Raw genomic sequence first — 12330 nt, 5'->3', positions numbered from 1 at the left:
TTTGGACGGGCGGCGTTGGTGTTTGAACCCCGGTCCCCGGACCGGCGTAATGAGGTGAGGCGATGTTCGACAGCTTGAGCGATCGGCTTGGCGGCGTTTTCGACCGCCTCCGCGGCCGTGGCGCGCTGACCGAGGCGGATGTCCGCACCGCGATGCGCGAGGTTCGCGTCGCGCTGCTCGAAGCCGACGTCGCGCTGCCCGTCGCCCGCGACTTCGTCGACAAGGTGACCGAACAGGCGATCGGCCAGAACGTCCTGCGCTCGATCACGCCGGGCCAGCAGGTCGTCAAGATCGTCCATGACGCGCTGGTCGCGATGCTGGGCGCGGATGCCAGCGAGCTGCTGCTCGACGTGGCGCCGCCCGCCGTCGTGATGATGGTCGGCCTCCAGGGCTCGGGCAAGACGACGACGACCGCCAAGATCGCCAAGCGGCTGTCGAGCGCCAGCCTGTCGGGGCGCGAGCGCAAGAAGGTCCTGATGGCCTCGCTGGACGTCAACCGTCCGGCCGCGCAGGAGCAGCTGGCGACTTTGGGCACCCAGGTCGAGGTCGCGACCCTGCCGATCATCGCCGGGCAGCAGCCGGTCGAGATCGCCCGGCGCGCGATGCAGGCCGCCAAGCTCCAGGGCTATGACGTCCTGATGCTCGACACCGCCGGTCGCCTGCACGTCGACCAGGCGCTGATGGACGAGATGAAGGCGGTGGCGGACATCGCCCGGCCTCAGGAAATCCTGCTCGTCGTCGACTCGCTGACCGGCCAGGACGCGGTGAACGTCGCGACCAGCTTCTCGGAGCAGGTGCCGCTGACCGGCGTGGTGCTGACCCGTATGGACGGCGATGCGCGCGGCGGTGCGGCGCTGTCGATGCGCGCGGTCACGGGCAAGCCCATCAAGTTCGCCGGTGTCGGCGAAAAGATGGACGCGCTGGAAGCCTTCCACCCTGAACGGGTCGCGGGTCGCATTCTCGGCATGGGCGACGTCGTGTCGCTGGTCGAGCGCGCGGCGGAGTCGATCCAGCAGGAAGATGCCGAGCGCATGGCCAAGAAGATGGCCAAGGGTCAGTTCGACATGGACGACCTGCGCGGCCAGCTTCAGCAGATGCGCCGCATGGGCGGCCTGGGTGCGCTGGCGGGCATGATGCCCGGCATGAAGAAGGCGCAAGGCGCGCTGGCCGAGGCCGGTGGCGACAAGATCCTGCTCCGCATGGATGCGATCATCACCTCGATGACGCCCAAGGAGCGCACCAAGCCCGAGCTGATCAACGCCAAGCGCAAGATCCGCATCGCCAAGGGTTCGGGCACCACGGTGCAGGACGTGAACAAGCTCCTGAAAATGCATCAGGAAATGTCCACGGCGATGAAGAAGATCAAGAAGATGGGCGGCATCAAGGGCATGATGTCGATGCTGGGCAAGGGTGGCCTTGGCGGCCTGGGCAATGCGCTGGGCGGTCCGCAGATGGGCGAGATGCTCAACAAGGCGGGCAGCAACGGCCTGCCCGGCGGTGGCCTGGGTGGTCTGGGCGGCGGCAAGCTGCCCGACGGGATGCCCAAGCTTCCCCCCGGCTTCGAGAATCTTCTCAAGAAGAAATAACCCCCGCGCCGGACGGAACGCCGGTAATTTTGAACTTTTACTCCAAGGACTGAAATATGGCTCTCAGCATTCGTCTGTCGCGTGGTGGCTCCAAGAAGCGCCCTTATTACCGCATCGTGGTGGCCGACGCCCGTGCGCCGCGCGACGGCAAGTTCATCGAGAAGATCGGCAACTACAACCCGCTCCTCGCCAAGGACAATGAGCAGCGCGTGCAGCTCGACGCCGAGCGCGCCAAGCACTGGCTGGCCAATGGCGCGCAGCCGACCGACCGCGTCGCCCGCTTCCTGGACGCCGCCGGTGTCCGTGAGCGCGCCGCGCGCAACAACCCGAACAAGGCGAAGCCCGGCGAAAAGGCCACCGAGCGCGCCGAAGAGCGTGCCGAGAAGCTGAAGGCCGCCCAGGAAGCCGCCAACGCTCCGGCCGAAACCGCCGAGGCCTAATCGGCCTTGATCCTGGATGGGCACCGGTCGGTCACGATCGGGCCCGTCCCAGGCATCGGAATGCGGGGCCATGCGTTCCCCCAAGCCCATGGCTTAGGAGAAGAGCATGACCCCGCCGACCGAACCCGATCCCCGGACCGCACCCGACGACCATGACGACGCGACCAACCAAGGCGTCTCCGCCCCCGACCCCGCCGAAGGCGGCGACGACACCCCCGACGGGGAAAGCGACTCCCCCAGCGGGTGAGCCGCACGTCACGCTGGCGGTCATCATCGGCGCGCATGGCATCACCGGCGAAGTGCGGTTGAAGGTCTTTGCCGACGACGTGTCGGCCTATCGCGCGTTCAACGGCGGTGCGCTGACGCTGAAATCGGCGCGTGACGGTTCGAACGGTGTGATCGCGCGCTTCGCCGAGGTGACCGACCGCAATGCCGCCGAGGCGCTGCGGGGCACCGAGTTGACGGTGCCGCGCTCGGCGCTTCCTCCGCTGGAGGAAGGCGAATATTATCATGCCGACATTATCGGCCTTGCCGCGATCGCCAGCGACGGCGAGGAGCTGGGCCATGTCGCGCTGATCGAGAATTTCGGCGCGGGCGACGTGCTCGAGATCGAACGGCCCGATGGCCGCCGCTTCATGGTGCCGATGAAGGTCGAGGCGGTGCCCGAATGGGATCGCGAGCGCCTGATCGTGGAACGCGCCTTTATCGCCTGATCGGCTGTTGCCGGTCGAGCATGTTGCGGATCGTCGTGGCCGCGACCCCCGCCTCGCCCATGGCGTGGCTGATCTGATCCAGTCCCTTCACCACATCCCCCGCCGCGAACAGGCCGGGGACCGAGGTGCGTTGATGGTCGTCGACCTCCAGGCACCCGCCGGGGTCCGCCTTCGCGCCCGCTGCGATCGCCAGTTCCGACCGGATACGCGACCCCAGCGCCGGATAGACGCTGTCGAAGCGCATCCGCCCCCTGGCGGTGTCGAGTGCCAGCTGGTCCCCTTCGATCGCCCAGCCGCCGCACGGGCCGTCGACCCGCGCGATCCCCGCATCGTCCAGCGCCCTGGCACAGGCGGGGTCGAGCGCATGCTCGGCCTCCGGGGCGATCAGCGTCACGTCGCGGGTGAAGCCGCGCAGGAACAGCGCCTCGCGCATGCCATGGTCGCCGGTGCCGATCACCCCGACCCGCTTGTCCGTGACCTCATAGCCATCGCAGACGGGGCAATAGCGGAGCAGCCCGCGCTCCAGCGCCGGGTCATGGACCTCGGGCAGCAGATGACGGGGCCGGTGATTGACCACGCCGGTCGCCAGCAGGACGCTGCGGCTGTGATAGGTCGCGGCATCGGTGGTGACGCGAAAGCCCTCGTCCTGCGGTTGGATGCCGGTCACGCGGTGCGGAATGCAATGCGCGCCGTAACGTCGGGCCTGCTCGTACATCCGCGCGAGCAGGGCCTTGCCGCTGATCCCGTCGGGATAGCCCGCATGGTTATGGGTGCACGGGATCATCGCGGCCCGGCTCGATCCGCTGTCGAACAGACGGATGCGCAGGTGATAGCGCGCGAGATAGATGGCGGCGGTCAGCCCGGCAGGCCCCGCGCCGATGATGATGCAATCGTCCATGGCGCAGCCAAAGCGCCACGCGGCGCAACGTTCCTTGGCGGGAAGGGCGGTTTGATGTATATACGTGGTGTATATACGGAGGCGATATGGGCAAGGATTATCAGGCCAAGGTCTTCCGCTCGGGCAACTCGCTCGCGCTGCGCCTGCCCGCCGCGCTGGGCCTGACCGAGGGGACCGAGATGACGCTGCGCGAAGAACAGGGGCGCTATGTGTTCGAGCCCGTCGCAGCGCCGCGCAAGACGATCGACCTGACGGGGATCGCCGGGTCGATGCCGTGGCTGGAGCCGCTGACGCGCGAGGATTTCGAAATGGAGCCGCGCGAGCTGGATTGGGACGGAAAGCTGCTCGGTCGTGATTGAGCCGCGCTATCTGCTCGACTCCAATATCTGCATCTATGTGCTGCGCGATGCAGGGGGGCGGGCCGCCCAGCATCTGGCGACCTGCGAGCCGGGCAGTGCGGTGGCATCGGCGATTACCTATGCCGAGATCATGCGCGGGCTGGAGCGTCATGGCGCGGAGGCGATTGCGGCATTTGATCGCTTTTTCGAGCGTGTCCCGATATTGCCGTTCGACCGGCATGCCGCATCTGCCTATGCGACGATTCCATTCCGCCGGGGGCGGTTCGATCGATTGATCGGCGCGCATGCCCTGGCGACCGGGCTGACGCTGGTGACCAACAACGAGGCCGACTTCGCCGACATCCCCGGCCTGACCATCGAGAACTGGACGCTGTGACCTTTCGCGCAACGATATTGACACTCTATCCGGAGATGTTTCCGGGACCGCTCGGGGCATCGCTGGCGGGGCGGGCACTGCGCGAGGATCGCTGGGCGCTGGAGACGGTGCAGATCCGCGACTTCGCCACCGACAAGCATCGCTCGGTCGACGATACGCCCGCTGGCGGCGGCGCGGGCATGGTGTTGCGCGCCGATGTGCTGGCGGCGGCGGTGGATTCGGTGGCCGACGACCGCCCCGTGCTGGCGATGACGCCGCGTGGGCGCCCGCTGACCCAGCCGCGCGTGCGCGAGCTGGCAGCGGGGCCGGGCGTCACCGTGCTGTGCGGCCGGTTCGAGGGGTTCGACGAACGCCTGTTCGAGGCGCGCGGCATAGAACAGGTGTCGATCGGCGACTATATCCTGTCGGGTGGCGAGATGGGCGCGCTGGTGCTGCTCGACGCTTGCGTTCGGCTGCTTCCCGGCGTAATGGGCGCGGCTTCAAGCGGAGTCGAGGAAAGCTTCGAAAGCGGCCTACTCGAATATCCGCAATATACCCGACCCGCTGAGTGGGAAGGGCGCACGATCCCTGAAGTGCTGCGATCGGGGGATCATGCGAAAATCGCAAAATGGCGTCATGCCAGGGCTTGCGAGGATACACGGTCAAGGCGGCCGGACCTTTGGGAACGTCATGAGGGCGTTCGGGTCGGTCGCCCTCTGGCGCGCGGCGACGATTGAGGAATGAAGTCATGAACGTGATCCAGCAGATCGAAGCTGAGCAGATCGCCAAGTTCAACGAGACGAAGAAGATCCCCGAATTCCGCCCCGGCGACACGCTGAAGGTCGGTGTGAAGGTCGTCGAAGGCGAGCGCACCCGCGTCCAGTTCTATGAGGGCGTCTGCATCGCCCGCGCGAACAAGGGCATGGGCTCGTCGTTCACCGTCCGCAAGATCTCCTTCGGTGAGGGCGTGGAGCGCGTCTTCCCGCTCTACTCGCCGAACGTCGACTCGATCGAAGTGGTTCGTCGCGGCGCCGTGCGTCGTGCGAAGCTCTATTACCTGCGCGGCCGCACCGGCAAGTCGGCGCGTATCGCCGAGCGTCGCGATCCGCGTCCGGCCAAGGGCACCGCTGCCGCCGAGTAATCGGTGCGGCGGACCGCTTGCGGTTCGACAGGAAAGGGCGGTGGCACCCCGGTGCCGCCGCCCTTTTTCTTTGTGCCAAACCGCCGCTCAGCCCGACAAAATACCGCCCCCCTCCGTTCAGCCTGAGCGAAGTCGAAGGCCACGCTTCACCGCTCGCCACATCATGGGGCGAGGGCATCCCTTGGCCTTCGACTTCGCTCAGGCTGAACGGAGGGGGGAAGGAGCGTTACCCCCCGAAATTGTACAGCCACATCTTGGGCTCGCCCGTGGGGTGGGGCGTGCCGTCCAGTCTTTTGGCGGTCATGATCCGCACGGGTTTCAGGATCATCTGCCCCTTCATGGCGTCGAGCCCGCCGCCCGAGGGCTTGGCGAGGATCTTCTTCACCGTGTCCATGCCCGCCACGACCCGGCCGAAGGCCGCATAGCCCTGATAGCCGGGCCGAGCGTCCATGCCCGGCGTGGGGCCGACCGTGATGAAGAAATTGCCGCCCGCCGAGTCCGGCGACTGCCCCCGCGCCATCGAGATAGTGCCGTCGAGATGCTTGATCCCGGTCTTCGCCGTCGTCTCCAGCGGGAAGGGCGGCAGGATGCGCCGCGCATCGGTGCGGATGCCGCCCTGGACAAAGCCCTCCTTCGGGTTCCGCTTGTCGCGCGCGGTGCGGTAGAAGACCGTCCCGTCGAACCGCCCGTCATCGACATAGGCCAGGAAATTCTTCGACGTCGCGGGCGCGTGGCGCGTGTCGAGCGCGACGACGATCGGCCCTTCGGAGGTGTTGATCTGCACCCGGACATAGCCGGGGCGGGGGAGATTCTGGTTGGCGGGCGCGGCGGCGATCAGCAGGGCGACCAGCGGGAGCAGGCATTTCATCCGCCAGGGATTATCGCCCCCGGCCGCGATTGTGGAGCCCAAACCCGTGGGATGCGGCAAGTGGCGGCGCCGATCAGGCGGTCAGATCGCGCATGAAGAACTGGTTGTGCGGACTGGGCTGGTAATCGGCAAAGGCCTCGCAGGATCGGAAGCCCGCGCTGCGATAGAGCGCGACGGCGGGCTGGTAGGGCGGCGTGGTTCCCGTTTCCAGGCTGATCCGATCATAATCGCGGCGCTGCGCCTCCGCGATGACATGGTCGAGCAGCGCACGGCCGATGCCCCGGCCCAGAAAGTCGGGCGCGACCCGCATGGATTTCACTTCGCCATGCCGGGTGTCCAGTTGCTTCAGCGCGGCGAAACCGGCCAGCGCGGGGCCGTCCCAGATCGTCCAGAAGGAGATACCGGGATCGGCCAGCGCCGAGGCGTCGAGCGCGAAGGAAAATTCCTCCGCCTCGCCGCGCATGTCGCGCAGGTGATAGGCGAGCAGATCGGCGACATGCGGTGCGGTCGGATCGTCGAGGCGAATTTCCATGGCACTCCCTTGGGTCTGGCGTGCGAGAAGGCTGATGGGGGGCAGTCTATCGCGGTCCGGATGGGGGCGACAGGCGATGGCCCACAAAAAAGCCGCCGACCGGGTGGTCGACGGCTTTTCCGTTTCGTGGCGTCCGACCCTTACTGGTCGAGGAAGCTGCGCATCTTGCGGCTGCGGCTGGGGTGCTTCAGCTTGCGGAGCGCCTTGGCCTCGATCTGGCGGATACGCTCGCGCGTCACGCTGAACTGCTGGCCGACCTCTTCCAGCGTGTGGTCGGTGTTCATGCCGATGCCGAAGCGCATGCGGAGCACGCGTTCCTCGCGCGGGGTCAGGCTGGCCAGGACGCGGGTGACCGTTTCCTTCAGATTGGCCTGGATCGCCGCATCCACCGGAATGACCGCGTTCTTGTCCTCGATGAAGTCGCCCAGGTGCGAATCCTCTTCGTCACCGATCGGCGTTTCAAGGGAGATCGGCTCCTTGGCGATCTTCATCACCTTGCGCACCTTCTCCAGCGGCATGGAGAGGCGCTCGGCCATCTCTTCCGGGGTCGGCTCGCGGCCCTGCTCGTGCAGGAACTGGCGGCTGGTACGGACCAGCTTGTTGATCGTCTCGATCATGTGGACAGGGATGCGGATGGTCCGCGCCTGGTCGGCGATCGAGCGGGTGATCGCCTGACGAATCCACCAGGTCGCATAGGTGCTGAACTTATAGCCGCGGCGATATTCGAACTTATCGACCGCCTTCATCAGACCGATATTGCCCTCCTGGATCAAATCCAGGAATTGCAGACCGCGATTGGTGTATTTCTTGGCGATGGAGATGACGAGGCGCAGGTTCGCCTCGACCATTTCCTTCTTGGCGATGCGGGCCTCGCGCTCGCCCTTCTGCACCATGTTCACGATGCGGCGGAATTCGGTCAGCGCCATGCCGGTCTGCTGCGAAATCTCGGCGATCTCGCTGCGGATGCGGTCGACGGTGGCGGCTTCGTTGGACGCGAAATTGCCCCACTTCTTGTCGAGCCCGCGCACGGTGTCGAGCCAGTTCTCGTCCAGCTCATGGCCCAGATAGCGGTCGAGGAAGTCCTTGCGGTTGACCTTGTGCCGCTCGGCCAGGCGCAGCATCTGGCCGCCCAGCGCGGTCAGGCGGCGGTTGAAGGCATAGAGCTGGTCGACCAGGAATTCGATCTTGGCGTTGTGGAACTGGACGCTCTCGACCTCGGCGGTCAGCTCCTCGCGCAGCTTGTGATACTTGCGCTCGTCCGCCGCCGACAGCTCGCCGCCCAGCGCCATGGCTTCCAGGCGCTGCTGCTGGACCTTCGAGAACTTCTTGTAGATGTTCGTGATGTTGGCGAACTTCTCCAGCGCCTGCGGCTTGAGCGTCTCCTCCATCTGGGCGAGGCTGAGGGTGTTGTCCTCTTCCTCGTCCTCGGCGCGCGGGCCACGGCGTTCGCCGCCCTCGTCATCCTCGTCGATCGAGGGTTCCTCGGGCTCTTCCTCTTCCTTGAACTGGGGACCGGCGTTCTTGGCGCTGATCTCGCCATTGTCGTCCTCGTCCTCCTCGCCCAGATTTTCCGGGCCGGCGTCCTTGGACAGCATGGCGTCGAGATCCAGGATCTCGCGCAGCTGCATCGTGCCTTCGTTCAGCGCGGTCGACCAGTCGATGATCGCGTTGAAGGTGATCGGGCTTTCGCACAGCCCCAGGATCATCGTGTCGCGACCCGCCTCGATCCGCTTGGCGATGGCGATCTCGCCCTCGCGCGACAGCAGTTCGACCGCGCCCATTTCGCGCAGGTACATGCGGACCGGATCGTCGGTGCGATCGACGGTTTCCTTCTTCTTGGCCTCGGGCTGGGGGCCGGAATCGACGTCGCCATCGCTGGCCTCGGCGTCGTCGGCCTCCTCCTCGGACTCGCCGTCCTCGCCCTGCTCCTCATTCTCGACGATATTGACGCCCATCTCGTTGAGGGCGGCCATGATATCCTCGAGCTGGTCGGAGGACATCTGGTCCTGCGGCAGCGCTTCGTTCAGCTGGTCATAGGTGATGTAGCCGCGCTTCTTGGCGCGCGCGATCAGCTTCTTGATCGACGCTTCGTTCAGGTCGATCAGCGGCGCATCGCCCGTTTCCGTGGTATCGGTCGTATCCGCCGCCATATTCGCCTTCGCCATCAAATGCCCTCGGGTCTCAATGCCCGGCCTCTTTCACGCACGCCGCCGGTTTGGCAAGCGGGTGAGGGGGCCATGCGTAATTTTCCAGTGTGGGCGTGGGTCGCCCAATATGCCCCGGATATGGGGCGCGGGAGTAGCCGTATCAAGCGGCCTCCCCGGCTTGCTTGTCCGCCAGGTCGCGGGCCGCCTCCAGCCAGCGATAAAGCTGGTCCAGCGATTGCGCATGGGCGGCGTGGCACCGCGTCTGTTCGGCGAAGCGATCCTCGGTCATGTCGGCGCGGAACGCCTCGACCGCGCGCTCGCGGTTCGCGCGCGTCTCGCTTTCCTCCAGCATCACCTCGATGACCTTTTCCAGATCGCGCACGGCGATGGCGGGGTCGGACATCTTGCTGAAGAAGCTGAAGGCGAGGTCGCGGGTATAGTCGCGCGCGTCGATCGGGTGGACGTCGGTGGTCGCCATGATCTGTTCGATCAGGCTCTCCGCCTCGGCGGCGTCCTTGCGCGACAGATGGGGATCGTTGACCGCCGCGTCCAGCAGATGATGCCGCCAGTCGTTGAGATAGCGGTCGCCCATGTCCAGGCGGCTGATCTCGTCCATATAGCGGCACAGGACATGCGGATAGCGCATCAGCCCCAGCAGTACCGCGCGCTTCAGGCTGTATTCGACGCCGCGCCCGACATGGCGATTGGCCTCGGCCACCGCCTGGTGCACCGCCGCCGCATTGACCCGCCGGATGCCGAAGACGTCGAAATAGCGCGACATCAAGGCGCGCTTATATTCGTAGGCCAGGTCCTTGTGCGGGATCTGCTGCGCCAGTTCCTCCAGCCGCTGCTTCAGCGCAGCGCGCCCCTCGGGCGTGTCGGTCTGCGCCTGCGCGATCTCAGCCTGCCAGAGCAGGTCGCTGAGCGGGGTGGCGCGGGTGAGCACCGCCTCGAAGCCCGCCGCGCCCTTTTCCTGGACCAGATCGTCGGGGTCCTGGCCTTGGGGCAGGGTGACGAAGGACAGGCTCTTGCCCGGCTGGAGCAGCGGCAGCGCGCGGTGCGCAGCGCGGATCGCGGCCTTCTGCCCGGCGGCATCGCCGTCGAAGCACAGCGTCGGCACGTCGACCATCCGCCACAGGCGCTCCAACTGGTTCTCGGTCAGCGCGGTGCCGAGCGGCGCTACCGCCTCGGCGATCCCCGCCTGGGCGAGCGCGATCACATCCATATAGCCCTCGACCACCAGCACGCGGCCGGACTTGCGCACGGCAGGCGCGGCGCGGTCGAGATTGTAGAGCGTGCGCCCCTTGTCGAAGAGGGGGGTGTCGGGTGAGTTGAGATATTTGGGCTCGCCCTCGCCGATGATCCGGCCGCCGAACGCGATCACCCGGCCCCGCGCGTCGCGGATCGGGATCATCAACCGGCCGCGGAACCGGTCGTAGGGGTCCTTGCCATCGACCTTGATGAGCAGCCCGCACTCGATCAGCGCCGGATCGCCATATTCCTTGAGCGCGGCCTTCAGCTTGCCCCGGCTGTCGGGCGCGAAGCCCAGGCCGAAGGCGCGGGCGGTCTCGGGCGTCACCCGGCGACGGGTCAGCAATTCGCGGGCATCGCCGCCCGACAGGCCGCCCAGTTGCTCGGAGAACCAGGCGGCGGCGTCCGCCATCGCATCGTGCAGCCCCTTGGCCCGCTCCGCCTTCTGCGCGGCGCGGCGGTCCTGCGCGGGGACTTCGAGTCCGGCGGCCTGCGCCAGCTCCTTGACCGCATCGATAAAGGGCAGGCCGCGCTGGTCGGTCATCCAGCGAATGGCATCGCCATGCGCCGAACAGCCGAAACAATGATAAAAGCCCTTGTCGTCGTTGACGTAGAAGCTGGGCGTCTTTTCGTTATGGAAAGGGCAGCAGCCCTTATATTCCCGGCCAGCCTTTTGCAGCTTCACCGTCTTGCCGATCAACGCCGACAGACTGGTCCGAGCGCGTAGCTCGTCAAGGAATTGCGGGGTCAGGCTCATGGCGTCCGCGCGATTATAATGGGTAGCGAAAGAGGGGGTTTTTGGCAAGGGTCTGGGTGGGGTGGATGGTTCGGGTTTGCCCTCCCCTCGATCCCCTCCCGCAGGCGGGAGGGGAAGCACATTTGGCGGAGGACAGTTCTCTCCGCCGAGCGTTACAGGCACCCCTACCGCAGGCGGGAGGGGCTGGGGGAGGGCCTTTCCGCAAGCGTGCGCTCAATAATTGCAACAACGCCCTCCAGATTACCAAGAACGTCGTTGTTCCAGAAGCGGACTACCCGCCAGCCTTGGGCGTCGAGATAGCGGGTCCGGGCTTCGTCGTAAGCGGCTTGAGCGTCGTGCTGGCCACCATCGACTTCAACGATCAGCTTTTCCGATCGGGCGGCGAAGTCGGCGATGTACGGGCCGACCGGGACCTGTCGGTTGAAGCGGACGCCAGCCACCTGGCGTCTCGACAGGGCCCGCCACAACCGCCGTTCCGCGTCGGTCAGCTTAAGGCGGAGTTCGCGCGCTTTTTTTGTAGGGCGGCCTTCGCGGAAGGGCCGGGGGCCCTCCCCTCGGTCCCCTCCCGCCTGCGGGAGGGGATGCGCTTTTGGCGGAGGGTATCCCTCTCCACCAAGCGCAACAGGCTCCCCTCCCGCAGGCGGGAGGGGTTGGGGGGAGGGGACCACGCTCACGATCAGAACGATCCACTGGCCCACTCCCCCATCACATCACGCCAGCGCCGCCTTCACCAGCCCGCTGGCCTTGCTCATATCCAGCACCGCCGCATGGCGCGCCTTCAGCTCGGCCATCACCCGGCCCATGTCCTTCATGCCGCTCGCCCCGATCTCCGCCTTGATCGCCTCGATCGCGGCCTTGGTCTCGTCCTCGGTCAGCGTCTGCGGCAGGAAGCGCTCGATCACCGCGACCTCGGCCTTTTCCTGGTCGGCCAGTTCCTGGCGACCGCCCTGTTCGTACATGGCGATCGATTCGCGGCGCTGCTTGACCATCTTCTGCAGCACTTCGATCACGACCATGTCGTCATCGGCGGGCGCTTCGCCGGTGCGGAGTTCGATGTCGCGGTTCTTGATGGCGGCCTGGATCAGGCTGATCGCTGCGCGGCTTTCCTTGTCGCCAGCCTTCATGGCGGCCACCTGCGCGGCCTTGATGTCGTCGCGAATCATGTTTTGTCCGTCTTGTCTGAAAGGCGGAGACGATAGCGCCCCGAACCGATCACGTGAACCGGTTGACGCGACGCCCGTATGGCCCTAGCGGACGCCACTTAGCGACATTGCAGACATTTT

The 12330-nt window shown here is 66.2% G+C and carries 13 protein-coding genes and 1 pseudogene; 7 read left to right on the top strand and 7 right to left on the bottom strand.

The window, feature by feature from the left end; translation table 11 throughout:
* The first annotated feature begins 62 nt into the window (after positions 1–62).
* From ffh to rimM, 3 genes are all read left to right on the top strand, one after another.
* The gene (ffh, locus tag QE385_RS05770; RefSeq protein ID WP_307099927.1) at positions 63–1586 is read left to right on the top strand and encodes a signal recognition particle protein; all 1524 of its coding nucleotides are present in this window, start codon (positions 63–65) and stop codon (positions 1584–1586) included.
* Between the two features lie 56 nt (positions 1587–1642).
* Positions 1643–2026 (top strand): 30S ribosomal protein S16, encoded by a 384-nt coding sequence (rpsP, locus tag QE385_RS05765; protein ID WP_307099925.1) that lies wholly within the window; start codon positions 1643–1645, stop codon positions 2024–2026.
* A 152-nt stretch (positions 2027–2178) separates the two neighbouring features.
* A complete protein-coding gene (gene rimM, locus QE385_RS05760) occupies positions 2179–2739 on the top strand; it encodes a ribosome maturation factor RimM (protein WP_307099923.1) in 561 nt (186 codons plus the stop codon).
* On the opposite strand, the gene QE385_RS05755 is transcribed toward rimM, so the two are convergent.
* The gene (locus QE385_RS05755) at positions 2729–3637 is read right to left on the bottom strand and encodes an NAD(P)/FAD-dependent oxidoreductase (RefSeq protein ID WP_307099922.1); all 909 of its coding nucleotides are present in this window, start codon (positions 3635–3637) and stop codon (positions 2729–2731) included. The genes rimM and QE385_RS05755 overlap by 11 nt on opposite strands.
* Positions 3638–3723: 86 nt before the next feature.
* Here QE385_RS05755 and QE385_RS05750 point away from each other — a divergent pair, with 86 nt between their 5' ends.
* The 4 genes and pseudogenes from QE385_RS05750 (at position 3724) to rplS (ending at position 5492) form a co-directional block, all read left to right on the top strand.
* Entirely contained in the window at positions 3724–3996 is a 273-nt protein-coding gene (locus tag QE385_RS05750) for an AbrB/MazE/SpoVT family DNA-binding domain-containing protein (protein WP_307099920.1), read from the top strand.
* The gene (locus tag QE385_RS05745) at positions 3989–4372 is read left to right on the top strand and encodes a type II toxin-antitoxin system VapC family toxin (protein WP_307099918.1); all 384 of its coding nucleotides are present in this window, start codon (positions 3989–3991) and stop codon (positions 4370–4372) included. The genes QE385_RS05750 and QE385_RS05745 overlap by 8 nt, the downstream gene beginning before the upstream one ends.
* A pseudogene (gene trmD, locus QE385_RS05740) lies at positions 4369–5084 on the top strand (tRNA (guanosine(37)-N1)-methyltransferase TrmD); the annotation flags it as partial. The gene QE385_RS05745 and the pseudogene trmD, both read left to right, overlap by 4 nt.
* Positions 5085–5099: 15 nt before the next feature.
* Entirely contained in the window at positions 5100–5492 is a 393-nt protein-coding gene (gene rplS / locus QE385_RS05735; protein WP_058733020.1) for a 50S ribosomal protein L19, read from the top strand.
* A gap of 226 nt (positions 5493–5718) precedes the next feature.
* Here the strand turns inward: rplS and QE385_RS05730 are convergent, their stop codons facing one another.
* The 6 genes from QE385_RS05730 to QE385_RS05705 form a co-directional block, all read right to left on the bottom strand.
* Positions 5719–6360, bottom strand: coding sequence for a peptidylprolyl isomerase (locus QE385_RS05730; protein WP_307099916.1), 642 nt, complete (start codon positions 6358–6360; stop codon positions 5719–5721).
* 73 nt (positions 6361–6433) lie between these two features.
* Complete coding sequence (locus QE385_RS05725; protein WP_307099912.1) at positions 6434–6892, bottom strand: GNAT family N-acetyltransferase; 459 nt, start codon at positions 6890–6892, stop codon at positions 6434–6436.
* Positions 6893–7032: 140 nt separating this feature from the next.
* Entirely contained in the window at positions 7033–9057 is a 2025-nt protein-coding gene (rpoD, locus tag QE385_RS05720; RefSeq protein ID WP_307099910.1) for an RNA polymerase sigma factor RpoD, read from the bottom strand.
* Between the two features lie 142 nt (positions 9058–9199).
* Positions 9200–11047 (bottom strand): DNA primase, encoded by a 1848-nt coding sequence (dnaG, locus tag QE385_RS05715; RefSeq protein WP_307099908.1) that lies wholly within the window; start codon positions 11045–11047, stop codon positions 9200–9202.
* Between the two features lie 164 nt (positions 11048–11211).
* The gene (locus QE385_RS05710) at positions 11212–11715 is read right to left on the bottom strand and encodes an endonuclease domain-containing protein (protein ID WP_307104591.1); all 504 of its coding nucleotides are present in this window, start codon (positions 11713–11715) and stop codon (positions 11212–11214) included.
* A gap of 42 nt (positions 11716–11757) precedes the next feature.
* On the bottom strand, positions 11758–12210 hold the full coding sequence (locus QE385_RS05705) for a GatB/YqeY domain-containing protein (RefSeq protein ID WP_261270902.1): 453 nt from the start codon (positions 12208–12210) through the stop codon (positions 11758–11760).
* Between the last annotated feature and the right edge of the window lie 120 nt (positions 12211–12330).

Source organism: Sphingomonas sp. SORGH_AS_0950, from assembly GCF_030818415.1.
Taxonomy (GTDB): domain Bacteria; phylum Pseudomonadota; class Alphaproteobacteria; order Sphingomonadales; family Sphingomonadaceae; genus Sphingomonas.
This window is presented reverse-complemented; position numbering and strand designations above follow the sequence as displayed.